This is a genomic window from Kurthia sp. ISK08 (genome assembly GCF_046159805.1).
GTDB lineage: Bacteria > Bacillota > Bacilli > Bacillales_A > Planococcaceae > Kurthia > Kurthia gibsonii.
In genome coordinates this window covers 1-24,976 of the sequence record NZ_JBJXHL010000006.1, presented here as the reverse complement: position 1 = coordinate 24,976, position 24,976 = coordinate 1, and the positions used below count along the sequence as shown (strand labels likewise).

26 protein-coding genes, 8 tRNA genes and 1 pseudogene are annotated in these 24,976 nt (G+C 36.5%); 30 read left to right on the top strand and 5 right to left on the bottom strand.

The genetic code is table 11. The features are described from left to right. Window positions 1–172: 172 nt before the first annotated feature. The 3 genes from ACKVQX_RS11290 to ACKVQX_RS11280 all read right to left on the bottom strand — a co-directional run bounded on the left by ACKVQX_RS11290 (window position 173) and on the right by ACKVQX_RS11280 (window position 2,984). Entirely contained in the window at window positions 173–2,359 is a 2,187-nt protein-coding gene (locus ACKVQX_RS11290; protein ID WP_409136328.1) for a heavy metal translocating P-type ATPase, read from the bottom strand. Between the two features lie 84 nt (window positions 2,360–2,443). After that, complete coding sequence (gene copZ / locus ACKVQX_RS11285; RefSeq protein WP_068450575.1) at window positions 2,444–2,653, bottom strand: copper chaperone CopZ; 210 nt, start codon at window positions 2,651–2,653, stop codon at window positions 2,444–2,446. A 13-nt stretch (window positions 2,654–2,666) separates the two neighbouring features. Next, window positions 2,667–2,984: a metal-sensitive transcriptional regulator gene (locus ACKVQX_RS11280; RefSeq protein WP_068450576.1), complete on the bottom strand. Its 318-nt coding sequence runs from the start codon at window positions 2,982–2,984 to the stop codon at window positions 2,667–2,669. A gap of 397 nt (window positions 2,985–3,381) precedes the next feature. On the opposite strand from ACKVQX_RS11280, the gene ACKVQX_RS11275 reads away from it, so the two are divergent. Further along, window positions 3,382–3,519: an Lmo0850 family protein gene (locus ACKVQX_RS11275; protein ID WP_165442666.1), complete on the top strand. Its 138-nt coding sequence runs from the start codon at window positions 3,382–3,384 to the stop codon at window positions 3,517–3,519. 149 nt (window positions 3,520–3,668) lie between these two features. Here the strand turns inward: ACKVQX_RS11275 and ACKVQX_RS11270 are convergent, their stop codons facing one another. Next, window positions 3,669–4,838, bottom strand: coding sequence for an FtsW/RodA/SpoVE family cell cycle protein (locus ACKVQX_RS11270; RefSeq protein WP_082701337.1), 1,170 nt, complete (start codon window positions 4,836–4,838; stop codon window positions 3,669–3,671). Between the two features lie 223 nt (window positions 4,839–5,061). Between ACKVQX_RS11270 and ACKVQX_RS11265 the strand changes: the two genes are divergently transcribed. The 7 genes from ACKVQX_RS11265 (at window position 5,062) to ACKVQX_RS11235 (ending at window position 13,308) form a co-directional block, all read left to right on the top strand. Then, window positions 5,062–5,832 carry a hypothetical protein gene (locus tag ACKVQX_RS11265; protein ID WP_307723178.1) on the top strand — a complete coding sequence of 257 codons (771 nt, stop codon included), beginning with the start codon at window positions 5,062–5,064 and terminating at the stop codon, window positions 5,830–5,832. Between the two features lie 266 nt (window positions 5,833–6,098). Continuing rightward, on the top strand, window positions 6,099–7,166 hold the full coding sequence (locus ACKVQX_RS11260; RefSeq protein ID WP_068450578.1) for a D-alanine--D-alanine ligase: 1,068 nt from the start codon (window positions 6,099–6,101) through the stop codon (window positions 7,164–7,166). Between the two features lie 15 nt (window positions 7,167–7,181). After that, a complete protein-coding gene (murF, locus tag ACKVQX_RS11255; RefSeq protein ID WP_285215496.1) occupies window positions 7,182–8,546 on the top strand; it encodes a UDP-N-acetylmuramoyl-tripeptide--D-alanyl-D-alanine ligase in 1,365 nt (454 codons plus the stop codon). A gap of 68 nt (window positions 8,547–8,614) precedes the next feature. Then, entirely contained in the window at window positions 8,615–9,343 is a 729-nt protein-coding gene (locus ACKVQX_RS11250; RefSeq protein ID WP_121177152.1) for a carboxylesterase, read from the top strand. Window positions 9,344–9,651: 308 nt separating this feature from the next. Beyond that, entirely contained in the window at window positions 9,652–11,226 is a 1,575-nt protein-coding gene (locus tag ACKVQX_RS11245; protein WP_068450588.1) for a DEAD/DEAH box helicase, read from the top strand. Window positions 11,227–11,360: 134 nt separating this feature from the next. After that, window positions 11,361–11,837 carry a PH domain-containing protein gene (locus tag ACKVQX_RS11240; RefSeq protein WP_068450592.1) on the top strand — a complete coding sequence of 159 codons (477 nt, stop codon included), beginning with the start codon at window positions 11,361–11,363 and terminating at the stop codon, window positions 11,835–11,837. Further along, window positions 11,830–13,308 carry a PH domain-containing protein gene (locus tag ACKVQX_RS11235; RefSeq protein ID WP_087681115.1) on the top strand — a complete coding sequence of 493 codons (1,479 nt, stop codon included), beginning with the start codon at window positions 11,830–11,832 and terminating at the stop codon, window positions 13,306–13,308. The genes ACKVQX_RS11240 and ACKVQX_RS11235 overlap by 8 nt, the downstream gene beginning before the upstream one ends. Window positions 13,309–13,345: 37 nt before the next feature. On the opposite strand, the gene ACKVQX_RS11230 is transcribed toward ACKVQX_RS11235, so the two are convergent. Next, window positions 13,346–13,951 (bottom strand): rhomboid family intramembrane serine protease, encoded by a 606-nt coding sequence (locus ACKVQX_RS11230; protein WP_068450596.1) that lies wholly within the window; start codon window positions 13,949–13,951, stop codon window positions 13,346–13,348. A gap of 69 nt (window positions 13,952–14,020) precedes the next feature. On the opposite strand from ACKVQX_RS11230, the gene acpS reads away from it, so the two are divergent. The 22 genes and pseudogenes from acpS (at window position 14,021) to ACKVQX_RS11120 (ending at window position 24,975) form a co-directional block, all read left to right on the top strand. Further along, the gene (gene acpS, locus ACKVQX_RS11225) at window positions 14,021–14,386 is read left to right on the top strand and encodes a holo-ACP synthase (protein WP_285215495.1); all 366 of its coding nucleotides are present in this window, start codon (window positions 14,021–14,023) and stop codon (window positions 14,384–14,386) included. 94 nt (window positions 14,387–14,480) lie between these two features. Beyond that, window positions 14,481–15,596 (top strand): alanine racemase, encoded by a 1,116-nt coding sequence (alr, locus tag ACKVQX_RS11220; RefSeq protein WP_409136327.1) that lies wholly within the window; start codon window positions 14,481–14,483, stop codon window positions 15,594–15,596. Between the two features lie 151 nt (window positions 15,597–15,747). After that, entirely contained in the window at window positions 15,748–16,026 is a 279-nt protein-coding gene (locus ACKVQX_RS11215; protein ID WP_231726971.1) for a transcriptional regulator, read from the top strand. A gap of 4 nt (window positions 16,027–16,030) precedes the next feature. Continuing rightward, window positions 16,031–16,380, top strand: a pseudogene (locus ACKVQX_RS11210) (type II toxin-antitoxin system PemK/MazF family toxin). A 177-nt stretch (window positions 16,381–16,557) separates the two neighbouring features. Next, on the top strand, window positions 16,558–17,367 hold the full coding sequence (locus ACKVQX_RS11205; RefSeq protein WP_068450602.1) for an STAS domain-containing protein: 810 nt from the start codon (window positions 16,558–16,560) through the stop codon (window positions 17,365–17,367). Next, the gene (locus tag ACKVQX_RS11200) at window positions 17,367–17,738 is read left to right on the top strand and encodes an STAS domain-containing protein (protein WP_068450604.1); all 372 of its coding nucleotides are present in this window, start codon (window positions 17,367–17,369) and stop codon (window positions 17,736–17,738) included. Before ACKVQX_RS11205 ends, ACKVQX_RS11200 begins: the two co-directional genes overlap by 1 nt. Continuing rightward, the gene (locus ACKVQX_RS11195; protein ID WP_068450606.1) at window positions 17,735–18,133 is read left to right on the top strand and encodes an anti-sigma regulatory factor; all 399 of its coding nucleotides are present in this window, start codon (window positions 17,735–17,737) and stop codon (window positions 18,131–18,133) included. Before ACKVQX_RS11200 ends, ACKVQX_RS11195 begins: the two co-directional genes overlap by 4 nt. Window positions 18,134–18,148: 15 nt before the next feature. Continuing rightward, complete coding sequence (locus ACKVQX_RS11190; RefSeq protein ID WP_368634443.1) at window positions 18,149–19,168, top strand: PP2C family protein-serine/threonine phosphatase; 1,020 nt, start codon at window positions 18,149–18,151, stop codon at window positions 19,166–19,168. A gap of 73 nt (window positions 19,169–19,241) precedes the next feature. Further along, window positions 19,242–19,583 (top strand): anti-sigma factor antagonist, encoded by a 342-nt coding sequence (locus ACKVQX_RS11185; RefSeq protein ID WP_068450607.1) that lies wholly within the window; start codon window positions 19,242–19,244, stop codon window positions 19,581–19,583. Next, window positions 19,570–20,040 carry an anti-sigma B factor RsbW gene (rsbW, locus tag ACKVQX_RS11180; protein WP_068450608.1) on the top strand — a complete coding sequence of 157 codons (471 nt, stop codon included), beginning with the start codon at window positions 19,570–19,572 and terminating at the stop codon, window positions 20,038–20,040. Before ACKVQX_RS11185 ends, rsbW begins: the two co-directional genes overlap by 14 nt. Then, complete coding sequence (gene sigB / locus ACKVQX_RS11175) at window positions 20,018–20,797, top strand: RNA polymerase sigma factor SigB (protein ID WP_068450609.1); 780 nt, start codon at window positions 20,018–20,020, stop codon at window positions 20,795–20,797. The genes rsbW and sigB overlap by 23 nt, the downstream gene beginning before the upstream one ends. A 2-nt stretch (window positions 20,798–20,799) precedes the next feature. Next, on the top strand, window positions 20,800–21,399 hold the full coding sequence (locus ACKVQX_RS11170; protein WP_068450611.1) for a SpoIIE family protein phosphatase: 600 nt from the start codon (window positions 20,800–20,802) through the stop codon (window positions 21,397–21,399). Window positions 21,400–21,456: 57 nt separating this feature from the next. Beyond that, window positions 21,457–23,610: a Tex family protein gene (locus ACKVQX_RS11165; protein WP_068450613.1), complete on the top strand. Its 2,154-nt coding sequence runs from the start codon at window positions 21,457–21,459 to the stop codon at window positions 23,608–23,610. Between the two features lie 71 nt (window positions 23,611–23,681). Beyond that, window positions 23,682–24,116: a SprT family protein gene (locus ACKVQX_RS11160; protein WP_325943725.1), complete on the top strand. Its 435-nt coding sequence runs from the start codon at window positions 23,682–23,684 to the stop codon at window positions 24,114–24,116. Between the two features lie 93 nt (window positions 24,117–24,209). Continuing rightward, a tRNA-Asn gene (locus ACKVQX_RS11155) sits at window positions 24,210–24,286 on the top strand. 1 nt (window position 24,287) lies between these two features. After that, window positions 24,288–24,362, top strand: a tRNA-Glu gene (locus ACKVQX_RS11150). A 10-nt stretch (window positions 24,363–24,372) separates the two neighbouring features. Beyond that, window positions 24,373–24,449, top strand: a tRNA-Asp gene (locus ACKVQX_RS11145). Between the two features lie 20 nt (window positions 24,450–24,469). After that, window positions 24,470–24,544: transfer RNA gene (locus ACKVQX_RS11140), tRNA-Gln, on the top strand. 15 nt (window positions 24,545–24,559) lie between these two features. Then, window positions 24,560–24,635: transfer RNA gene (locus tag ACKVQX_RS11135), tRNA-Lys, on the top strand. A 72-nt stretch (window positions 24,636–24,707) separates the two neighbouring features. Then, window positions 24,708–24,793 (top strand) — tRNA-Leu (locus ACKVQX_RS11130). 31 nt (window positions 24,794–24,824) lie between these two features. Next, a tRNA-Arg gene (locus ACKVQX_RS11125) sits at window positions 24,825–24,901 on the top strand. A gap of 3 nt (window positions 24,902–24,904) precedes the next feature. Beyond that, window positions 24,905–24,975: transfer RNA gene (locus ACKVQX_RS11120), tRNA-Gly, on the top strand. The last annotated feature ends 1 nt before the right edge of the window (window position 24,976 follow it).

Here is a 24,976-nt window from a genome sequence, read left to right as displayed (position 1 = left end):
TTTCATTTTGTACACTCTATACTATACTAAAAAAATCAAATATGCCTAGTAGATTAAAGAGGAATAGATAAAAATAATCCATTCTTTACCTATACACGTAATCAAGTAACTTAAAACAGTAAAGAGCATAAAAAAGAGAAGCGACGATGTGTCAGCTTCTCCTTAAGAGTGTTTATACTTTTGTACGTTGTAAGCGAAGGGCATTGAGTACAACAGATACAGAACTAAATGCCATGGCAGCACCTGCAACCCATGGAGCTAGTAAGCCGATTGCGGCAATTGGAATTCCAATTGAGTTATAAGCGAGTGCCCAGAAGAGGTTCTGTTTAATGTTTCGAACAGTGGCACGACTCATTTTAACAGCTTGTACAACACGCATTAAGTCACCTTGCATAATTGTAATGTCAGCGGCTTCAATTGCTACGTCTGTTCCTGTTCCCATCGCAATCCCGATATCTGCCGTTGCAAGAGCAGGCGCATCGTTAATACCATCGCCAACCATTGCAACTTTTCCGTCTTTTTGAAGTCGTTTGATTTCATTTGCTTTACCAGCTGGTAATACATCTGATACGACTTCATCAATGCCAACTTCTTTAGCAATTGCTTGTGCAACAGCTTCTCTGTCACCTGTTAGCATAACGGTTTTAATACCTAAAGCATGCAATTCAGCCATTGCTTGTTTTGAAGTTTCTTTTACTTCATCTGCTACAGCAATCGTGGCTACATGTTGTCCGTTAATTGCACCGTACATAATCGTTTTTCCTTGTTCATCGAAATTTTCAATATCGTGAATTGTAATCATACGATTTTCAAGTAGACGTTGGTTTCCGACAATTACTTGTTTGCCTTCAATTGTTGCTTCAATACCATGACCTGAAATGGCTTGGAAATCCGTTGCAGCTTGAACTTTCATTGTTTCTTCGACATAGTGCACAATCGCTTGTGCTAAAGGATGTTCAGATGCTTTTTCAGCAGAAGCAATCAGCTGCATTACTTCTTCCTCATCATGTGAGCGATTCACATAGAAGTTTGTAACAACAGGTTGTCCTTTTGTAATGGTTCCTGTTTTATCGAAAACGATTGTATCAATTGTACGAGTTTGTTCCAGAGCTTCGGCAGTTTTGAAAAGAACACCCATTTCAGCCGCACGCCCTGAACCAGCCATAATGGATGTCGGTGTTGCGAGACCAAGTGCACATGGACAAGCAATAACGAGTACCGCAATGGTATGTTCAAGAGCTGTAATAAAGCTTGTATCGACAACCCAGTACGTAATGATGAATGTTAAAACAGCAATCCCGATCACAATCGGAACAAAAATCCCTGAGATTTGATCAGCAAGACGTTGAATAGGCGCTTTTGAACCCTGCGCTTCTTCTACGATTTTGATAATATTTGATAACACCGTTTTATTACCTGTATTCGTTGCTTTAATACGAAGTGTACCATTACTGTTAACAGTAGCAGCAAATACATTGGAACCACTGGTTTTATCTACAGGTAAACTTTCACCTGTTAACATGGATTCGTCTACAGCAGATGAACCTGATACTACTTCACCGTCTACGGGGATAGATGCACCGGGGCGAATGACTAAAATATCGCCTACTTGGACTTCTTTTGCAGGTACTTCGAGTAGCTCGCCGTCTTTTTCAATGAAGGCTGTTTTAGGTTGTAAGTTGAGTAATTTTTTGATTGCGTCAGAAGAATGACCTTTTGCACGCGCTTCAAATACTTTTCCAAGGAGTATTAATGTAATTAATACAGCACTCGTTTCAAAGTATAAATCGAGCATTTGTCCTTGTTCAATGGCTGCTTCATTTCGCAGAACAACATATACGCTGTAAAAGTAAGCAGCAGAAGTTCCGAGGACGATTAATACGTCCATATTGGCGCTCTTATTACGGAGTGCAAAGTATGCTCCTTTATAGAATTGCCAGCCGATACCAAACTGAACAACTGTTGCAAGTCCCCATTGTACATAAGGATTCATAAATAGTTCAGGTACATATAGGTGGGATGTAAAAGAAAAATGTGCGACCATTGTCCATAAAAGTGGTAAAGAGAAAATAATGGAGACAATGAGTTGTGTTGTTTTACGTTTGATTTCTTTTTGCTTATAGTCTGTACCTTCTTGTTCATCTTGATGAACAACAGCGTCATAGCCCAGTGATTGGATTTTCTGAATGACATCTTCAGCGCTCATATCGTTATGGATAACTACTTTACCTGTTTCGAGTGCCAAGTTAATATTAGCTTCGATACCATCCATCTTATTTAATCCACGCTCAATCCGGTTGGCACAAGCTGCACAGGTCATTCCTTGAATATCGAGATTAATTTCATTTGATTTACTCATTATGTCCAGCTCCTTTTATACCTATATGGGGTATATTTTTCTGTAAGGAATGGGCTGTCTTAATATAAGACAACCCAATATAAATTATTTTACAGTGTATCCTTCTTCTTCAATTGCAGCCTTCATATCTTCTACAGAGGCTTGTCTAGGGTTATACGTTACTTCAACTAATCCTTGATCCAATGTAACGCGTACAGTTTCGACACCATCAATGGCACCTACACTACTTTCAACTGCTTTTACGCAATGTCCACAAGACATTCCTTCAACATGTAATTGCATTTCTTCTGTCATATTCAAGCACTCCTTATTTTTTCATTAATTTTTGCATCGTAACGACTAATTCGTCTAGTATTTCTTCGTCACCATTTTGTAGGCGATCTTTGACACAACCTTTTAAATGTCCTTCAAATAATACTTTTGCAACAGAGTTTAGTGCAGATTGTGTTGCTGAGAGTTGTGTGATGATATCGTCACAATATACATCTTTTTCTACCATACCCTTAATTCCACGAATTTGACCTTCAATACGATTCAATCGCGTCACCAGATTTTTCTTAACATGTTCTGGGTGGTGGCTTTTACGCTCTTCATTATTTGTGTGACACTCAGGAACAGTTGTCATAAAGCATCGCTCCTTTACGTTCATTTGTATGGTTATACTTTAACATACCTAATGGGGGTATGTAAAATAGAAAGACTATTCCGGTGAGTTACGATATATATAACATAACATACGCTATAGGGGTATGCAAGAAAGTGAAATTAAAAGTTTAAAGTAGATAAAATAGTGGTAAGTATAAGATAAAATAGTGGTAAGTATAATTTGTATTCAAATTTTTTGTGAAATAAAATTGTAAATTTCTTGTAAAAAATTAAGATGTAACAATATTGATAAACAATTTAATGACAAAAGATGATATGATAGATGTAAGAAAAAAGCAAATAAAAAACCGTCAAGTATGAAACTTATTTTCTTGAAAATCGTTTTAATTCATGACAGCAAGGAGAGGTGTAAGAGTATGAAGAGAGAAGTAGATGTAACGAAAATTATTTCTAACTTATCCAAAATTGGTGTGAAGGCAACTGCAACGAAATCTCGTCTAGAATTACTTAAAGCACTCGCGCCGCCAAAAAACAAACCACAAACACATAACTAATTTGATGTGGTGCAAGGCACTTCAACTTAGTTTGTACATATGAAACAATCAATCAGGTATCCTTCTTTAAAAAAGGGTAGCTGGTTTTTTATTATGAAAAAAACCTGTGACGTTCACATTTGAAGTGTGAATCGTGCACAGGTTTTTAATTAATCTTCTTTTGTCGTAAACATGTAATCACCATTATCATTTTGAATAGCAGCCATAATACCTACGAGTAACATATTGGATACGAGTGAGCTACCACCATAACTTAGGAAAGGTAGTGTAATACCTGTTACAGGAAGAACCCCCATCGTCATCCCGACATTCTGGAAAATTTGGAATGTCAGCAAGCTGATAATTCCTGCAGTTAATAACGATGTATATTGTGACTTATTTGATAAGGCAATTTGTACAAATCGATAAAGTAATAAGAATAAAACGATCAATACGAATGAAGCACCGATGAAACCGACTTCTTCGCCAATATTAGCAAAAATAAAATCGGTATGTTTTTCAGGTATATAAACATTATTACCTGATAAACCTTTACCAAATTCTTGTCCAGAACCAATTGCTAAAATCCCTTTTTGTGTTTGATAAGCAGAGTCACCATAACTAAAAGGATCAAGCCAGCCACGAATACGTGACTGTTGGTGAGGAGATAATTTTGTCAAAAGGTTATTTTGGAAAAAATCATTCATAAAGATATAGATATAGGCAACAACTGAAACAATCGCAATCGGAACTGCTAAAACTGGGAATAGAATTTTCTTCGAGATATTTGAGAAAAACAGCATTGGGAAAATCATCGCAAAGTATAACATAATCATCCCAGTATCTGGCTGTTGATAGACAATTAATGATGGTGGTAATACAAGCAAACCGATTTTGCCGAGTAATAAGAAATCATGTTTGATTGATTTTACGGGATATCGTTCCGTATGTTTCACAATAATGTAAGCCGTCAAAATGAGTAAGGCGAACTTTAAAAATTCAGATGGCTGAAATGTCCCGACGAATGGAATTTGATACCAAGACTTTGCATTATTAATTGGTTTTGCGATACTTTCAGGTGCTACAATTAATAGTAGCAACATCACAAATGTGAAGATATACATACCAACACCGAGTGTTTTTAACTTATTAATATCGGTTTGGGCAATCACAATCATGACAATAATACCGACTACATAAAAAACAAGCTGTTTAATAACAAAACTTTTTGGGTCGCCGTACTGGTTTGAGCCTGCAACGGCTGTATAAATAAATGTACAACTGATTGCGCAGAGTACAATTAAAAGCGTCAAAATTTTCCCGTCCACTTTTATTTTCATTGAGCAAACTCCTAACTTATATTAAACTCCAAAGTTGAAAAGAATATGTATCTACCTTAAAATTCCACAACTTATAACAATTCAAACGAAAAATGTAAAATAACTTTTGGCGTACAATAACGCTTATTATTGTAACACGCTTCATACCAAAGATGTGACGAAAACAGATCACAAATGTTTCATATTTTCGTATTTCATTTTATAATAGATAATGGGGAGAGAGGTGATTGACTTGTCGAAAAAAATACGCACTGCAGATGATTATATGAGACATTTATATATACATACGAATGAATTGAATCAATTCGTTATTTTTAGTGGGTTGAATTTACAAGATTTCATTTTTTCAGTCGATCAGCTTGGAAATCTGCTGCTTTTAAAAAATATTCAAAATGCAGAAGAAGGTTCTTTTAATATGCATACGCGATTAGCTTTTGTTGAACAGAATGAGCTAACAAAATTTTCCAAGCAAATGAGTGATAAAAAAAGCGACTTGTGTTGGATCGATTTTTCCGATGAGAAAAAGTTAAATCTTTTAACACCACAAGAGCAAGCAGAATTATTATACATTGGGCATAAAAAAGAGCCGATTCGTTCACCATTTTATCATCAGCTACAAAATCGATTTGTTTATTTAGAATCAAAAAGCGAGAAGTTTACAAAAGTATATGTGCGCGATTTAGAAGAAGTCTCACAAATTGTAACAAGATGGTTCAATCATTTGATTCAGATGAAAGAACGTTCACTTTCATTTTGGAGAAGAAAGCCACTCTCACGTATCCCACATTATACGGCGACAGACTATGAACAAATTAGAGAAGATGCAAAAGATGGTATATTACTATCATTGTATCGTGTTGAGAAACCAAAAGTGGCCTATGTTTTAGAAGTTCGTAATGTAGCAGACATTCAATTCCCAGATGAAATTTGGGATGATTTAAATGCTATTTTAAAACATGATGCAACAACAACGATTCAAGCAAATATTCACTAATTAGCCTAGAGCATTCCAACGTCTTGAACGACTCGGGATGCTTTTTTGGTGAAAAAAATATGAAGAAGGATAACTTTTTACGTTTTTCTGCCCCAATAAATGTTGAGAGTGCTATGATAGAAATGTTATTTTGAAAGCTTGAAATTTGGGTATATGTTAAAAGGTTCATTCGTGCAACCTTCTAAAATAGAATACGTCTTGTAAAGTTCAAAGATTTTCAGATTCCAAATAAAAAGAAAATAATGGAGTATATGGAGGAAGTCAAAATGAAGAAAAAATTGGGTCTTTTATACGGTGGTCAATCAGCAGAGCATGAGGTGTCTTTATCAACAGCAAAAGCGGTGACACAAGCGCTAAATTATGATCAGTACGAAATCGTGCCAATTTATATTACGCGTGAAGGTGAATGGGTGAAAGGCGCTTATTTAACAGCACCTGTAGAAACAGTAGAAGCATTACAATTCAATCAAGGAAAAGATGCGCAACCACATGACATCTCAAGTTTCTTACTATCACAACAAGAGCGACCTTTTGATATTGTATTCCCACTACTACATGGTACATACGGAGAAGATGGCACAGTACAAGGATTTTTAGAAGTATTAAACATTCCTTATGTGGGGTGTGGTGTACTTGCTTCATCTGCTGGGATGGATAAAGTTGTTATGAAGCAACTATTTGAAATTGCAGGTCTTAAACAAGTTCCTTATGTGTATTTTATTCGTAAAGAATGGCAAAAATCACAGCAAGCACTTGTAAAAGAGATGGAAGAAAAATTAACGTATCCAATGTTTGTAAAACCAGCTAATCTGGGTTCAAGTGTCGGTGTTAATAAAGCTTCAAATCAACAAGAATTAATTGAGGCAATCGATGTAGCTTTCAAATATGATCGTAAAGTCATTATCGAAACAGGCGTGGTTGCACGTGAAGTAGAAATGGCCGTTCTAGGAAATGATGAACCAAAAGTATCTGTTCCAGGTGAAATCAAGCCTTTAACTGATTTCTATGACTATGATTCAAAATATAAAGATAGTAGTACAGAATTATTAATTCCAGCACCTGTTTCAGAAGTAGTTGAGCAAAAAATGACGGACATGGCAAAACGTGCCTTTAAAGTATTGGACGGAAGTGGTTTAGTACGTGCCGATTTCTTTGTAACAGCAGATGATGAAGTATTGATTAACGAAGTGAATACATTACCAGGTTTTACACCTGTAAGTATGTATCCGATTCTGTGGAAAAATACAGGTCTTTCATATCCAGAATTAATTGAAGCGCTAATCACACTTGGAATTGAGCGTTTTGAAGAGAAACAACAACTTCATTTTCAATAAGGTGGCGGAAGTAAAATGAAAAAAACAGTTCAACAAGTAGCTAACTGGTTACAACAAGAGGCTGTGAATGGTCAACAGGAATGGATTACAGGTGTGTCGATTAATACACGTACCTTACAACCAGGAGATTTATTCATTCCTTTTAAAGGTGAAAAAACGAACGGGCATCAGTATATTCAACAAGCAATTGAAGCAGGTGCAGCGGCGACACTTTGGCAAAAAGATGAACCAAATATGCCGACGAATATTCCTGTTATTTTAGTAGATGATGCAGAAGAAGCGTTACAGCAGATGGCGAAAGCGTATCGTGCAGAACATCAAGCAACTTTTATTGGTATTACAGGTTCCAATGGTAAGACTTCAACAAAGGACTTACTTGCTGGGACGCTTATGCCGTATTATAAAGTTCAAAAAACAGAGGGTAACTTTAATAATCAATTAGGTATGCCTCTTACTATTTTATCTTTAGACGAAGATACAGAATTTGCCATTTTAGAGATGGGTATGGATGGTTTTGGACAAATCGAGTTTTTAACGAAGCTTGCAAAGCCGCATCATGTCATCATTACAAATATTGGTGAAGCGCATATGGAGGCACTTGGCTCTCGTGCTGGTATTGCGAAAGCCAAGTTTGAAATCATTCAAGGGCTACAAGAAAATGGACGTTTATTTTTTGACGGCGACGAACCATTATTACAAGAATTAGTCGCACAAGAACAAGGACTACAAACGACGTCATTTGGTTTTGAAAGCACGAATGATTTATACGCAGATCAAATTGAAACGAATGAAGAAGGAAGTCAGTTTGAAGTGCATGGTTTATTAAATGGACAGTTTATGATTCCTGTACTCGGTAGCCATCAAGTGAAAAATACAGTAGCAGTTATGGGAGTAGCACATACAATCGGTTTGACAGACGATCAAATTCGCACTTCCTTAAAACAAGTATCCCTTACAAATATGCGTATGCAACTTGTAACATGCGGTCCTTTACTCTTCATCAATGATGCGTATAATGCAGCACCAACTTCAGTTCGTGCAGCACTTACGTTCATGTCTACAACTCAAATGCGTCCAAATAAATGGGTTGTACTTGGTGATATGTTAGAGCTTGGTGAACAAGAAGGACAATATCATCATGATTTAATCGAATCAATTGACTTTGATGAGATTCAAACAATTTGTTTATATGGCTCTCGTATGAAAGTTTTATATGAAGCAATTAAGATGCAATATCCAACTGTAGATGTTGTTTGGTCTGAACAAGCATATGAGCCAATTATTCAAAAAATTGAACAACAGGCTGATGAAAAAACGATGATTCTTTTAAAAGGCTCTCGTGGCATGGCGCTTGAGACAATTCTAAAGCACTTCCAATAACATACAGTGAGAAAACGACTAATGTGGGTATAGTACATTAGTCGTTTTTTTTAATGGAGGGAGCCTACTTGAAACGAGGAATATTGTTTATTCATGGATTTACGGGGAATACAACAGAAGTGCAACCGTTAGTCGACTATTTAATGGGAAAACGCTCCGAATGGACATGTTCAGTCGTAACATTAACAGGTCATGGTGAGGCACTCAATTTGAAAGGAGTTAGTTCTGAACATTGGTTTCGTGATGTTGAAAATGCTTATCGCCTACTTGAAAAACAAGTGGATGAAGTCATTGTCGTAGGTTTTTCAATGGGGGGATTGTTAGCACTCTACCTCGCTTTACGTTACCGTGTGAAAAAATTAATTCTTTTAAGTACAGCAGCAAAATTTGTGGATGTAAAAAAATTATTTCTCACATGTAAGGAACTGATCAAACAAAGAAAGCAGTTAACAACTGCACAGGCACGTTTTTTGCAAGCTGCCATCAACCAGACGCGTCATATGACGGTACCAACAATGAAACATTTTTTAAAAGTGGTACATACAGTCTTACCGTACCTACATCGAATTCACCAACCAACGATGATTATACAAGGTGAAAAAGATGGTGTTGTACCAAAGGAAGCGGCATCATTTTTATATGAGCAGATTCAATCGGTTGATAAGCAAATGTATTTTTCAAAAAGTGGTGAACATCATATTTGTTATAGTGACGATCAAAACGAGTGGTTTGAACGAGTATTTCAATTTATAATAGCCGATAAAAGAAATCAGAATATTATGCCTGATTGTAATTGATTGCATACAAGTCTATGTCGTGTTAGAATGATTAGAGCAATGGATACATTTTATATGAAGACTCTCCATACATTGATGAGAGAGTACTTTTTTTTTGAACATTACGGTCGATTCTATATTACCGTTAAAAAGCGTAGAATTGAACCGCTCGGCAAAGACCGGGCTTTATTTTATCTAAAGTTACTCTGCATTCCACAGAGATATAATAGTTAAGGAATTTTCCTAACATGAGGCTCGATTTGCCCTAGTTTTCATCTGAAAATGTAACCATTTGTCAAATTCAAACACGAAAAAGGAGAATGAGAAGTTTGACAAATTTTTCAGAACTAAATATTAGCGAATCAACATTAAAATCCCTAGAACGCATGGGATTCGAATCAGCAACACCAATCCAAGAAGGTACAATTCCACTAGCAATTGCAGGCAACGATATCATCGGACAAGCACAAACTGGTACTGGTAAAACAGTAGCATTTGGTGTACCACTAATCGAAAAAATTGACCCTAAAAATCAAGCAATTCAAGCATTAGTAATTGCCCCTACACGCGAATTAGCCATCCAATGCTCAGAAGAAATCTACAAAATTGGTCACGGTAAACGTGCTCGTATTCTTTCTGTATACGGTGGACAAGACATTAGCCGCCAAATTCGTGCATTAAAAAATAAACCACAAATTATCGTAGGTACTCCAGGACGTATTTTAGACCACATTAAACGTCGTACGCTTAAACTAGAAAACGTTGAAACGTTAGTATTAGATGAAGCAGACGAAATGTTAAACATGGGATTCATTGAGGATATCAATGCAATTCTTGAAAACGTACCGGCTGAGCGCCAAACACTTTTATTCTCAGCAACAATGCCTCCAGCAATTCGTAAAATTGCAGATACATTCATGACTGAGCCAGAAAGCGTAAAAATTAAAGCAAAAGAATTAACAGTGGATAACATTGAACAATTCTTCGTAAAAGCACAGGAACGCGAAAAATTCGACGTTCTATCTCGTTTATTAAACGTACACCAACCAGAACTTGCAATCGTATTTGGTCGTACAAAACGTCGTGTAGATGAATTATCTCACGCATTAAGCATTCGCGGTTACCTTGCTGAAGGTATTCACGGTGACTTATCTCAAGCAAAACGTCTTTCTGTATTACGTCAATTCAAAGAAAATAAAATTGATGTATTAGTAGCAACAGACGTAGCAGCTCGTGGTTTAGATATTTCAGGTGTAACACATGTTTACAACTTTGATATTCCACAAGATCCAGAATCATACGTTCACCGTATTGGTCGTACAGGTCGTGCTGGTAAATCAGGTATGGCAGTTACATTCGTAACACCTCGTGAAATGGGTTACTTACGTATCGTTGAAGAAACAACGAAAAAACGTATGACACCTTTAAAACCACCTACTGCTGATGAAGCTTTAGTAGGACAAAAGAAATTAGCTGTTGAACAATTACAAGAGTTAGTTAATAAAAATAATGCGAGTGGTTACCGCAGTATGGCTGAAGACTTATTAGCTACAAATGATGCAATTGATTTAGTTGCAGCAGCTCTTAAATCATTAACGAACGAGCCAGATGATACACCAATCCAAATTTCTGAAGAGCGTCCATTACCAATGCGTCGTGGCGGCGGAAATGGTGGCGGTTCACGTGGTGGACGTAGCGGCGGTGGATACCGTGGTGGTTCACGTAGTGGCGGTTCACGCGGTGGAGATCGTCGTGGTGGCTCACGTAGTGGCGGTGGAGATCGTCGCGGTGGTTCACGCGGTGAACGTTCTTCAAGCGAACGTCGTGATGGTGGTTCACGTGGCGGAGATCGTCGTCGTGATAACCGTGGTGGCGAACGTCGTCGTCGCTCAAGCGAAGATTAATCAACATATACAACTCATGAATGGCTTTCGAGCGATTCATGAGTTTTTTTATACATAAAAAAATGGAACGCTTTTTGTTATAATACGTATAATTAAGTAGATTCCAAATCTTTGGAAAAGGAGGCATATCTAAGGTGGATGAATTAAAATATCAAATTGATCCAAAAGGATTAACCGTTTGGCGAATTCATGCATGTATTTTTTCGGGCATTGCATTATTAATTACTGCTCTTATTTTTTTCTTAACGTATTATTTTGAATGGTATAAATGGATTCCATATACAGTTTTAGGGTTATGGGTAATTGAAGCTTTTTGTGGTATTTACTTATTTCCGAAAATTCGCTGGCAGCGCTGGCGTTATGAAGTGCGTGAACAAGAAATTGAAGTGCAATCAGGGTTGTTTGTAGTTGAGAGAACACTCGTACCGATGATTCGTGTACAGCATGTTGATACGGTGCAAGGACCGATTTTAAAGAAGTATAATTTAGCAGAAATTTCGATTTCAACTGCAGCAACTACACATACGATTCCTGCTTTACAAATGGAAGAAGCAGATGAATTACGAAGAAGAATTTCTAAATTAGCAAGGGTGGCTGAAGAAGATGTCTAATGAACAAGTTATGCGTCTACACCCTATTACAATCGCCATTAATTTTTTTAATGCGATTAAAACATTATTATTACCTGTTGTCATTTTTGTATTTAGCGCGAAATTAGAGCTTAGTTTAGACCCATCAGACGGTGAGAATTTTTATCCGACGCTTGCTTTACTTGGAGGAGCGATTCTCTTCTTATGCATTGTTTTTATATTTGCATGGATTAAATGGCGTAAATTTATTTATTGGTTTGAAGATGGCGAGTTGCGAATCGAATATGGTTTATTCGTAAAAAATAAACGGTATATTCCATTTGAACGCATTCAAACATTGAACTATAAAGAAGGGATTTTACATAGACCTTTTAAATTAGTACGTGTGGATGTTGAAACAGCTGGCGGTTCAGCAGATGCAGAAGTCAGTTTGACTGCGATTACCCGAGAGCAAGCCAGTCGAATTGAACTTGAAATGAAAAAAGCAAAACAAGAAGTGGTTGTAGCTGAGGATGGTACAATCGAAGATGTCGCTGAAATTCGTATTGAAAAAGAGTTTATCTATCAAATCAACACGAAGGAATTAATTTTATTAGCAACAACTTCGAGTAGTATGGGGATTTTATTCTCTGCTGTCGCTGCAATTGCTTCACAGTTTAATGATTTTATTCCGTACGAGCGCATTTACGGAGAGGTGCAGAATATTGTTCGTTTTGGAGTCCTCTTTATTATTTTAATTGTATTAGGGGCTATCTTATTATCATGGGCAGTAGCAATTCTCATTTCTTATTTTGTGAACTACGGTTTTAAACTTGAAAGAACAGAAGAACAGCTCTTTTTATCAAAGGGGCTTTTAGAGAAAAAGAGAACGACACTTCAAATGAATCGTGTACAAGGAATTCGTATAATCGAAAATCCAATTCGTCAATTATTTGGTTACTGTCGTGTCATTATTGATAGTGCAGGTGGTTCAGGCGATGAAAAAGAAGATCAAGTCGTCCTACTACCTTTCATAAAAAAGAAAAATGCAATTCGTATTTTACAAGAATTATTCCCCGAGTACGTTTGGGAAACAACGTATACAAAGGTGCCAAAGAAGTCTTTAATTCGTTATTTATTAAATCCAATCTATGTACCACTTATTCCAGTTGGATTCGTTAGTTATTACTTCTATCCATATGGTATGTGGAGTATTGTGCTGATTCCGCTTATACTGTTGCGTGCATATTGGCAGTATAAAACAGCTGGTTTTGCAGTAAATCATTTACAGTTAACGATTGTACATCGTTATTTCAGTAAAACAACATTTGTTGTGCAGAAGAATCGAATTCAATCGATGCGCGTAACACAGAGTTATTTTGCTGAGCGAAAAGACATTGCTTCATGCCATGTTCATATTATGTCGAGTACGACAGGTTTTACAGCACACCTGAAGCATTTTGATTTACAAGCGATCAGTCAACTATTTAAATGGTATCAACCGAATAAATAAAAAAATGAGAAGCAGCGAACAAGCTACTTCTCATTTTTTATTTTTCTCTAAAACGACGGATACGTTTTGGTGTAAATTGGAACATTCCCAAAATAAAACCGACAGCTAATCCAACTAAGTGAGCTGTAATATTAATGTTTGATTGGACGAATGTCATAATAACAGAAATTGCAACTAAAGGAATGATTAATTGTTTTAGTTGCGGTAAAATTTTGCGCGTGTGATATACCAATGCTAAGTAAGCGCCAAAAATACCAAAGATTGCACCGCTTGCACCAAGTGAAGCATAGTTTAGTGGCTCAACAACATAGGTTGCAACATTTGCAAGTAAACCTGAGATGAAATAGATGGAGAAGAATCGTAACTTACCGGCTAATTGCTCTAACTCAGGACCGAATACATATAAACCAAACATGTTGAAAAGTAAGTGTAAGAAGCCACCATGTAAAAACATGGCTGTAATAAGTCGCCAATACTCACCTTGAGAGATGGAATAATTATATGCGATACCAAGAGCATATAGATTGTTTCCTATACCTGGAATCAAACCGAGTAGATATACGACCAAGTTCATACCGATTAAAACAGAAATTACGGGGTACTTTTTAATATAAAGTGAAAGATTTTCAGTTCGATTAAACATTTTGTCACCTCATCGTGTAATATAAATATTATACATGGAACAGTTCGTAGAGAGAAGGGAGAAGCGAAGATGATTAAAGGAATTGGCTTGGATATAGTTGAAATTGCACGTATTCAAAAATCAAACGATCTAAGCCCTAAGTTTAAAATGCGTATTTTAACGGAGCGCGAAATGGCTATTTTTGAGCAATTAAAAACAAGAAGACAACTTGAGTTTTTAGCAGGACGTTTTTCAGCGAAAGAGGCTTATTCAAAAGCGAATGGTACAGGGTTAGGGCGAGATTGTAAGTTGCATGATATTGAAATCTTACCGAATGAAAAAGGACAACCCATTCTTTATTTTAAGCAACAAAAAGTAGATGGATTCGTCAGTATCACACATTCGAAAGAATATGCTGCTGCTCAAGTCGTTTTAATGGAAAAAAACTCACAATAAATGGTTATTTTCTGAAAAAGTAGGGTAAACAAAGAATGTTGGTATATACATTCTTTACCTTAGTATGAATAAAAAATAAAAAGAGGTAATGAACATGACACATTTTAGACCAACAACAGCTCGTGTTGATCTGACAGCTATACAAAAAAACATTGAAGGTTTGCGAAATCACCTACATACTGATGCGGAAATTATTGCAGTCGTAAAAGCAAATGCATATGGTCACGGAGATGTAGAAGTCTCAAAAGCAGCGATTGAAGCAGGCGTTACGATGTTAGCAGTTGCTACGCCAGATGAAGCTTTACACCTTAGAGAAGTGTTTTCAGAAACACCAATTTTAGTATTAGGTGCGGTACCTATTTCATTTATTCCATTTGCAGCGAAAGAGCATATTACACTAACAGTCTTTTCAATGGATTGGTTAGAAGCGGCGAGTGAACAATTTTCAACTTTAGACGTTCCTGTTAAAGTACATATGAAAATTGACAGTGGAATGGGACGTATTGGGGTACGAAATGAACATGAGATGCTTACACTATACCACGGTATTCAATCATCACCCCAGTTTGAACTTGATGGTATTTTCACGCACTTTGCAACGGCAGACGAGGAAGATTCTACATACTATGACCAACAAAAAGATGTGTTTATACACTTAGTCAATCAGTTACCAACCAAACCTCGTTTAGTTCATGCAGCGAATACAGCAGCTTCTTTATTAAAGAATCATGTAGAGTTTGATGCAGTCCGCTTTGGTATCTCTATGTATGGCTTACTACCTTCAACTTATGTAGGAGAACATCTACCTTTTACAATTCATCCAGCACTTCAACTTGAAACAGAGATTGTTCACGTGAAACAATTGAAAAAGGGTGAACACGTAGGATACGGTGCAACCTATGAAGCACAAGAAGACGGTGAATGGATTGCTACTTTGCCAATTGGTTATGCTGATGGTGTATTACGTGGTTTACAAGGGCAAGAAGTTCTTGTAGGCGGTATTCGCGTACCAATCGTAGGTAGAATTTGTATGGATCAGTTAATGATTCGATTACCGTTTCATTTCCCAGTAGGTGAGAAAGTTGTTTTAATTGGTAAACAAGAAAAAGAACAAATTACGATGCAAGAATGGGCAGATCGTCTTCATACAATTCCATATGAAATAGCATGTATACTGACTGCGCGCGTACCAAGAGTTTATTATAAATAATGATAAAAAAATGTTATAAATTTAGAGAAATCTATTTTTTTATGGCATAACTCTTAGAAAAGACCTTTCTTTTCTATTGCTAGAATGATAAGATTGTTCTAACATAGAAAATTTCGATATGATAAAAGGGAACTTTTTGGAGGTGCGAGCTGTGGTTCAAAACAGTATAAATGAAACGATTCTACCGAAATCATCAAATATAGTTACAGAGAACATCGAGCAAGCTTATCAACAATCTATTACATCTGAACAAAATTTATATGTACCAACAAAACGATATAAAAAGATGACTCATAAAAATGATATACGAGAAGCTATGGTTAAGGGATATACCGAAATGTCCCAAATTAACTTAACTATATGTAGTGAATGTCTACATTTAGAGTATGAAGCAGAACATATGGTGGAGCGACTCGTTTGCGGAGGATGACAATTTGAATGTAAAACGTGGAGACGTTTTTTTGCTGACTTATCACCTGTAGTGGGATCAGAACAAGGCGGTACTCGACCAGTTTTGGTAATCCAAAATGATATCGGGAATCGCTTTAGTCCTACAGTGATTATTGCAGCAATTACAGCGCAAATTCAAAAAGCAAAGTTACCAACCCATGTCGAAATTGATGCAAAGAAATACGGATTTGAGCGAGATTCAGTTATTTTGTTAGAACAACTACGGACAATCGATAAATCCCGTTTAACTGACAAAATTACACAACTCGATCAACCACTAATGAAAGAAGTAGAAGATGCTTTGGCTATTAGTTTGGGATTATTAAAATTTTAAAAGCTATACATAGAGCGAAAACATCAGGTTTTTTTAAAATCTGGTGTTTTTAATTTCTTAAAAATGGTAATAGTATTAGTGGTGCTTTCTCGATTTTTATAAAACAAGGAATAAAAAGTGAATAAATGTAAGATTTGAGATACAATTGCATATATAACAAATAGGGAGGGTTACTGATTGGAAAAAGCCACGATTCGATTTTTAAAAGAGCATTTACAAGAAGTTGAAGATGTTTGGCAAGAACAATTAAGAGCTGATGAGTCAGAGATGGCTACGGGTAGTCTTCAAGAAGAATTATTTGAAAAGACGCTAGAGCAAACGATGAGATACATCAGAAATTTTTTGAATCATTTAGATATCCAAAAATTTGTCCAAGAATTAGGAACACTTAATAGAACAGCTGTCCAATTATTTCCCTTTATCGAGGCTTTTGAAACGAGTACATATTATGTATTGCGGAATCAAAAAGATAAAAAGCCAGCAGAGTCAATGGAGATTTTGCAATATTTACGTAAAATAGTTCATTCTCTATCTATAGAATTATTAAAGTATGAACAAGAACGCTATAATAAAATTATTCATTTACAAAAAATTGCCTTACAGGAACTATCTACACCCATTATTCCTGTATTTGATCGCGTAATTGTCATTCCGATTATTGGTGCTATTGATAGGGATCGTGCAAAGCAAATTATGGAAAATGTTTTACATGCAGTTGTATCGAATAAATCAGAAGTTGTACTAATTGATATTACCGGTTTGCTAGTTCTTGATACAGTGGTAGCTCATCATTTAATAGAAGTCGTAAATGCTATTCATATTGTAGGTGGTAAAAGTATGTTAGTAGGAATCCGTCCTGAAATTGCGCAAACGATTGTCCAGTTAGGTGTTAATTTATCAGATGTCACGACATTGGGAACACTTCAAGAAGGAATAGAGAAAGCACTAGAAGAGACAAATCGATGCATTCGTGAGGTGATTCATTAATGGTGCTGAACATCCCAATTTTAAAATTACAAGATTGTCTAATTGTATCGATTCAATCAGAATTAGATGATCCTACAGCTATGCAATTTCAAACGGATCTTTTACAAAAGTTGAGTGAAGTAAAAGTTAGAGGAGTTGTAATTGACTTAAGTTGTATTGAATTTATTGATTCCTTTATTGCTCGTATTTTGGGCGACATTATTCGTATGACCTCTTTGATGGGAGCAAAAGTAACAATTACTGGTATTCAACCTAGTATAGCTATTACACTGGTGGAGTTAGGAATTTATTTGAAAGACGTCATTACAGCACTTGATTTAGAAGGTGGTCTTACGAAACTCCAGAAAGCACTGGGGGGCAGAAAGATATGAGTAAATCTTTTGTTGAAATATTAACAGAGTGGGATATTGTTGAGGCACGTCAGCTTGGAAGAAACGAAGCGAAGCGTATTGGATTTGGCGCGGTAGACCAGGCGCGTATTACGACTGCAATTAGTGAATTAGCACGAAATATTTATTTATATGCAGATAAAGGCCGAATACTGATTGAAACAATTGATATGAGCGGTACAAAAGGGATTAAAATTGTTGCACAAGATGAAGGACCAGGTATTGAAGATATTCGTCTTGTCATGCAAGACGGTTATTCAACTTCTCAAGGCCTAGGTGCTGGTTTGCCAGGTGTGCGCAGATTAATGGATGAATTTGACATTCAAACGACCGTCAATGAAGGAACAATTGTGAGAATCATTAAATGGCTCCGATGAGGAAGTGATGAGTGCATGACAAATGAAATAAAAAAACAGTACACAATGCTTCTAGGACAATATTTACAGTATCAAACTGAGCGTAATTTATATTTAGGCCAAAACTTTAGTAGGCGTTTGGTACAAAAAGACATTACACCAGAAGAAGTAATTAGTATTCATAAAGATTCTCTTGCGGAAATTTATGAAGGTAGTGAAGAGTTTACGGATGGTATGAAAAATGCTTTGGACTTTTTAACTGAATTTATGATTCAATATGGTTTAGCTTTACGTGAACATAAAATTTTGTTGAAGAACCAGGAAGAAATGGATCATGAACTAGAACTTGCTGCGAATGTTCAAAAGACAATGTTAAAAACGACGATTCCAACAATTGATGGTCTTTCTATCGGGAGTATCTCTGTTCCAGCTCGGAAAATGAATGGAGATTATATCTATTACCAAGGAGATTCCAAACGTTTTGTCGGAGTAGGTGTCGCGGATGTAGTAGGAAAAGGTATTCCGGCTGCACTTTGCATGTCTATGGTTAAGAATGGTTTAGATACACTTGGGCAGCCGAGTATCAGCCCCTCTTATGCTATGGATGTTTTAAATCGCATTGTAGAAAAAACTGTAGATGATAATATGTTCATTTCCATGTTTTATGGACGATATGATGTCGTGCAATCTACATTTACTTATTGCTCAGCTGGACATGAACCTGCATTATTGTATCGTGCAAAAGATGGTAAATTTATTGAACTAGAGTCTGAAGGTCTATTATTAGGCGTATTACCTGATGTTCATAACCAAGAGAGAAGTGTACAGTTGGCAAAAGGCGATATGGTAATTATTATGACAGATGGTGTAACTGAATGTAGGGTGGACGATCGATTTTTAGAAAAGTCTGAATTAACCGATTTGATTTTTAAACATAAAGACAAAATACCACAGCAATTAGCAGAGGCTATTTTCCATGAGATTGAAAAATTATCACACTTCCAAAATCTTGCAGATGACTTAACTTTTGTTGTATTGAAAAAAGAAGATGATTAGCCTATGTTTAAGATGTTTGAAAAAAAGGTATTCAGTATTAATAGACTGTTATAAAAAATTGGGGTGCTAAAATATGAATTTTAAAATAGAGATTAATAAAGAGGAAAATAAGGTGTTAAGTATGGTGAGTGGAGAAGTTGACGCTTTCACTGCTCCGAATTTAAGAGAAGAATTATTAGCTGTTGATATTCAAGAGGATATGCTAGTTGAATTGGATTTGTCAGAAGTAAGTTATATGGACAGTACAGGGCTAGGGGTCATTGTAGCTTTCTACAAAAATGTAACAGCAAATAAAGGAAAGCTTGTTTTGGTAGGACTATCTCAACGTTTACAAAGACTGTTTGACATTACAGGTCTTAGCGGAGTAATCCATATAGAGAAAGAAGGGGCTGTGAACGACCATGAGAGAATTTGATTATTTCGAAATGAGAGTACCATCGAAAACTCAATATGTTGGAATAACTAGATTGGCAATTTCAGGATTAGCAAACCGAATTGGTTTTTCTTACGATGACATTGAAGATATTAAGATTGCTTCAAGCGAAGCAATTACGAATGCAATTCAACACGCTTATCCAGAAGCAGAACAAGGTGAGGTAGTTGTTGGTTGTGCTATATATACTGATAAAATTGAAATTATGATTGCTGATTACGGTAAGAGCTTTGATTTTGAAGAAGTTAGAGAAAAAGTAGGACCTTACGACGAAGAAACAAATGCAGAATTTATAAGAGAAGGTGGCCTCGGCTTATTTTTAATCGAAAGCTTAATGGATGAAGTAAAAGTCTTAAATGACAACGGTGTTACAGTTTTCATGACAAAATATGTTGCACGAGAGCAGGTGAAGGAGCATGTGGAAACGGACACCTTCTAAATCTGCTTCTAAGGAACAAGTATTAGAATGGATCCAAAAGTATCAAGAAAATGAAGATGATGATGCACAAACGAATTTGGTATTACATTATCAATATTTAGTAGAGTCAATTGCGCGAAAATATTCCAATGGACGTTCCTATCATGATGATATTGTTCAAGTAGGTATGCTGGGTTTACTAGGAGCAATAAGACGTTTTGATCCAGACTTTGGAAGAAGTTTCGAAGCTTTTGCGGTGCCTACGATTATTGGTGAAATTAAGCGTTTCTTACGAGATAAAACTTGGGATGTTCATGTTCCTAGAAGAATCAAAGAATTAGGCCCAAGAATTAAATCGACCGTTGAATTACTAACAACTGAATTGCAGCGTTCGCCAAAAGTTTCAGAAGTTGCTGAACGATTAGAAGTAACAGAAGAAGAAGTGTTAGAAGCGATGGAGATGAGTCGAAGTTATCAAGCGCTTTCGATGGATCATTCAATCGAGTCTGATTCAGATGGTAGTACGGTTACATTATTCGATGTAGTTGGAAGAGAAGATGAAGAGTACGAAAAAACTAATCGAAGAATGATTGTAGCAGATGCAATGAGCGTCCTTTCAGAACGTGAAAAGCAAATCATTCAATTAACTTATTTAGAACAATTAAGTCAAAAAGAAGCTGGTGAAAGATTGGGGATATCTCAAATGCATGTTTCACGACTTCAAAGAAAGGCCATAAAAAAATTACAACAAGCAATTATTTCTTCTGGGGGTGTCTAATTATGCAGACAGAAGGTAGAAATAATTTTATGCATTATACAACGATGATTCGAGCTAAAAATGATGCTACTATTAGTGGTGATGCATTGACTGTTAAATTACTTGAAAACATTTGTATTTTAGCAATAGCAGATGGTCTGGGTAGCGGTACTGAAGCAAATGCTTCAGCTACCGTTGTTATTAAAGAATTAGAAGAAAATCCCGAATTAGAATTAAGTGAATTGCTTAGGCGTAGTGATTTAAAAATGTTAGGGTTACGCGGCGCTGTGGCTGCTGTCATGCGAGTTTGTTTTCAACGAAACCATATTCAATTTGCGAGTATTGGAAACATTTCTTGTTATATATTTCGACCTAGTGAAGGTAAGGTAATCTATCCGAGACAGATGAGAGGTTATCTTTCAGGACGGACTCAACATTTTGTTGTGCAAGCATTAGAGTATAAAAAAGGAGATTTTTTCTTATTACATACGGATGGGATAGAAATCACAGATATTCGAAGCCTACTTTTAGAGAATGAATTTATTAAATTGCAGCAAGTACAATCATCTTATTTAACCTTAAAAAACGATGATGCAAGTTTAATCGCAGCACGCCTATTCTAAGTAGAATAGGCTTTTTTTTATGTATTTTGATACACTACTAATATTGGAGGGATTCAAATGGAACGAGTAACTATGAATAAATTAATAGCACAAGAGTTAAATATTAAACTACAACAAGTGAATCAAGTAATTGAATTATTAGAAGAAGGAAATACAGTTCCTTTTATTGCACGTTATCGTAAAGAAGTAACCGGCTCTTTAGATGAAGTACAAATTAAAAATATAGAAGATCGTCATCATTACATTCAACAACTTGAACAAAGAAAAGAAGAAGTGGTGCGATTAATAGATGAGCAGCAAAAATTAACACCTGAACTTGAAAAATCAATACGTGATGCTACTGTGTTGAAGAAGGTAGAAGATTTATATCGTCCATACAAACAAAAACGAAAAACAAAGGCGACAGTCGCAAAAGCAAAAGGTCTAGAACCTTTTGCAGAATGGTTACTTACACAATCAAATGAATCACCTATTAAATATGCGGAGCAGTTTATAACTGAAGAGGTAGTGACAGTAGAAGATGCTTTGCAAGGAGCTTGTGATATTTTAGCAGAGCAGTTTGCAGATGAACCAACTATTCGTGAACAAATTCGAAAAATCACATGGCAAGATGGTGTGATTCGCACTACAGTAAAAGATGCTACTCAGGATGAAAAAAGCGTTTTTGAGATTTACTATAATTATGAAGAACCACTTAAAAAAGTAGTGCCACATCGTATTTTAGCGATGAATCGTGGTGAAAAAGAAGAAATTTTAAAAGTGGGCATACACGTAGAACCTGTAAAGATTCATACAGCTATGCGAAATAAATGGTTAAAACCAAAAACGTCACCAGCACATGTGTATTTAGAAGAAGTAATTGCAGATAGTTATAAAAGATTGCTTGCACCTTCTATTGAAAGAGAAGTAAGAAGTGAATTGACAGAGAGAGCCGAGAATCAAGCGATTCATATCTTCTCTGAAAATCTTCGTAACTTATTATTACAACCGCCAATGAAAGGTAAATATGTATTAGGTTTAGATCCTGCTTATCGTACAGGTTGTAAATTAGCAGTGGTAGATGATACAGGGAAGTTTTTAGACCTATCGGTAATTTATCCACATCCACCTAAAGCAAAACCAGAAGAAGCTAAAAATACATTACTTCAACTATTAAATAAATATCCGATTGATATTATTGCGATTGGTAATGGTACGGCATCACGTGAGTCAGAAGCATTCGTAGCAGAAGTATTAAAAGAAGCTTCAAGTAATACGGCATATGTCATTGTGAATGAGGCAGGAGCAAGTGTGTACTCTGCTTCTGAGGTAGCGCGTGACGAGTTCCCTGATTTACAAGTAGAGCAAAGAAGTGCGATTTCAATTGCGCGTCGTTTGCAAGATCCGTTAGCAGAACTGGTTAAGATTGAACCAAAGGCAGTTGGAGTAGGGCAGTATCAACATGATGTATCACAAAAGAAGCTAGTATCTTCTCTTGATTTTGTTGTCGAAACAGCTGTAAACCAAGTAGGTGTGGATGTCAATACAGCGTCTTCATCACTATTACAACATATTTCTGGGTTGTCAAAGACGGTAGCAGAGAACATTGTGCGTGTAAGAAGTGAACAAGGTAAATTTACTGCACGTACACAATTGAAGAAGATTCCACGTCTTGGTGCAAAAACGTATGAACAGGCGATTGGTTTTTTACGTATTTCAGATGCGAAAAACCCTTTAGACGGTACAGGGATTCATCCAGAGAGTTATGCATTAGCTAAATCTATTTTAGAAGTAGCAGGGCTAACAGTAAAACAGATTGGAACAAAAGAAGCCGAAGAAGCGATTTCACATTTTACAATCGCTGAACTATCAGAGCGTTTTAATGTGGGAGAGATTACGGTTAAAGATGTAATTGATATGTTAATGAAGCCATCGCGTGACCCGCGTGATGCTTTTCCGCAACCATTACTGAAGCAAGACGTTTTAAAAATGGAAGACTTAAAGGTAGGGATGGAGCTACAAGGGACTGTCCGAAATGTTGTAGACTTTGGTGCCTTCGTAGATATTGGTGTGAAGCAAGATGGTTTAGTTCATATTTCAAAATTGAAAAAAGGTTTTGTAAAACATCCTTTAGACGTTGTAGCACTTGGTGATATTGTAACTGTCTATGTAGATCAAGTAGATGAGAAAAAAGGACGCGTATCATTAACCATGATTGCGCCTGAAAAATAAGTTATACTATAGAGTAAGAATGAAGAAGGCTATATGCTTATTCATTCTTATTTTTTATGGAGGAAATGAATATGAATTATGAACAATTAACTTTGTGGGTACAAGAAGTTTCAATGACATACTTTAAAAAACCATTTCGACATCAAGCTGTATTTAATAAACGTCTTCGAACAACGGGAGGACGTTATTTATTACAAACACATAATATTGAGATTAATCCAAAGTATTTAGAGGTGTATGGAGAGGAAGAAGTAGAAGGAATCATTAAACACGAACTTTGTCATTATCATTTACATATAGAAGGAAAAGGGTATCGACATGGGGATATGGATTTTCAAATGTTAATGCAACAAACAGGTTCACCAAGATATTGTAGACCAATCACAGCATCGAAGTGGTTATATATTTGTGAAAGCTGTCATCAAAACTATCCTAGAATGAGAAAGATAAATACTCAAAAATACTGTTGTAGCAAGTGTTCGGGAAGAATCTATTTAAAAAAATAACTTTTTTTGAAAAAGTAGTTGACGTTTTGAAGAAAGCTCTTTATAATAGTAAAAGTCGACAAGGTGATACGCACTTGAACGACATCATATTACTCCGTTGTAGCTCAGTTGGTAGTAGCATCTGACTGTTAATCAGAGGGTCGCAGGTTCGAGTCCTGCCAACGGAGCCATGGCCCCTTGGTCAAGCGGTTAAGACACCGCCCTTTCACGGCGGTAACACGGGTTCGAATCCCGTAGGGGTCACCATTTAAATATTGGTCCGGTAGTTCAGCTGGTTAGAATGCCTGCCTGTCACGCAGGAGGTCGCGGGTTCGAGTCCCGTCCGGACCGCCATTTAAATTCAAATTAAATATTGGGGTATAGCCAAGCGGTAAGGCAACGGATTTTGATTCCGTCATGCCCTGGTTCGAATCCAGGTACCCCAGCCATTTTTATTTCACCACGAGTCATTAGCTCAGTTGGTAGAGCATCTGACTTTTAATCAGAGGGTCGCAGGTTCGAATCCTGCATGACTCACCATTTTCTTTTAAAAAGTTATTGACATATAACATTTCAGTTGATATGATATTCTAGTAACTCGAATTTGAAGATGCGGCCGTGGCGGAATGGCAGACGCGCTAGGTTGAGGGCCTAGTCGAGGTAACTCGGTGGAGGTTCAAGTCCTCTCGACCGCACCAAAACATTTTAAAACAATATAATTTATTTTATGCGCCCGTAGCTCAATTGGATAGAGCGTCTGACTACGGATCAGAAGGTTGTGGATTCGACTTCTGCCGGGCGCACCATATGCGGGTGTAGTTTAGTGGTAAAACCACAGCCTTCCAAGCTGTTGTCGGGAGTTCGATTCTCCTCACCCGCTC

Bases quoted from the DNA above. Each gene is read 5' to 3' on its own strand.
- ACKVQX_RS11160 (WP_325943725.1), top strand. From the start codon at position 23,682: ATGAATTATGAACAATTAACTTTGTGGGTACAAGAAGTTTCAATGACA.
- ACKVQX_RS11275 (WP_165442666.1), top strand. From the start codon at position 3,382: ATGAAGAGAGAAGTAGATGTAACGAAAATTATTTCTAACTTATCCAAA.
- ACKVQX_RS11260 (WP_068450578.1), top strand. From the start codon at position 6,099: ATGAAGAAAAAATTGGGTCTTTTATACGGTGGTCAATCAGCAGAGCAT.
- sigB (WP_068450609.1), top strand. From the start codon at position 20,018: ATGTGGAAACGGACACCTTCTAAATCTGCTTCTAAGGAACAAGTATTA.
- acpS (WP_285215495.1), top strand. From the start codon at position 14,021: ATGATTAAAGGAATTGGCTTGGATATAGTTGAAATTGCACGTATTCAA.
- alr (WP_409136327.1), top strand. From the start codon at position 14,481: ATGACACATTTTAGACCAACAACAGCTCGTGTTGATCTGACAGCTATA.
- ACKVQX_RS11170 (WP_068450611.1), top strand. From the start codon at position 20,800: ATGCAGACAGAAGGTAGAAATAATTTTATGCATTATACAACGATGATT.
- ACKVQX_RS11280 (WP_068450576.1), bottom strand. From the start codon at position 2,984: ATGACAACTGTTCCTGAGTGTCACACAAATAATGAAGAGCGTAAAAGC.
- ACKVQX_RS11190 (WP_368634443.1), top strand. From the start codon at position 18,149: ATGACAAATGAAATAAAAAAACAGTACACAATGCTTCTAGGACAATAT.
- murF (WP_285215496.1), top strand. From the start codon at position 7,182: ATGAAAAAAACAGTTCAACAAGTAGCTAACTGGTTACAACAAGAGGCT.
- ACKVQX_RS11195 (WP_068450606.1), top strand. From the start codon at position 17,735: ATGAGTAAATCTTTTGTTGAAATATTAACAGAGTGGGATATTGTTGAG.
- ACKVQX_RS11185 (WP_068450607.1), top strand. From the start codon at position 19,242: ATGAATTTTAAAATAGAGATTAATAAAGAGGAAAATAAGGTGTTAAGT.
- ACKVQX_RS11200 (WP_068450604.1), top strand. From the start codon at position 17,367: ATGGTGCTGAACATCCCAATTTTAAAATTACAAGATTGTCTAATTGTA.
- copZ (WP_068450575.1), bottom strand. From the start codon at position 2,653: ATGACAGAAGAAATGCAATTACATGTTGAAGGAATGTCTTGTGGACAT.
- ACKVQX_RS11270 (WP_082701337.1), bottom strand. From the start codon at position 4,838: ATGAAAATAAAAGTGGACGGGAAAATTTTGACGCTTTTAATTGTACTC.
- ACKVQX_RS11290 (WP_409136328.1), bottom strand. From the start codon at position 2,359: ATGAGTAAATCAAATGAAATTAATCTCGATATTCAAGGAATGACCTGT.
- ACKVQX_RS11235 (WP_087681115.1), top strand. From the start codon at position 11,830: ATGTCTAATGAACAAGTTATGCGTCTACACCCTATTACAATCGCCATT.
- ACKVQX_RS11165 (WP_068450613.1), top strand. From the start codon at position 21,457: ATGGAACGAGTAACTATGAATAAATTAATAGCACAAGAGTTAAATATT.
- ACKVQX_RS11230 (WP_068450596.1), bottom strand. From the start codon at position 13,951: ATGTTTAATCGAACTGAAAATCTTTCACTTTATATTAAAAAGTACCCC.
- rsbW (WP_068450608.1), top strand. From the start codon at position 19,570: ATGAGAGAATTTGATTATTTCGAAATGAGAGTACCATCGAAAACTCAA.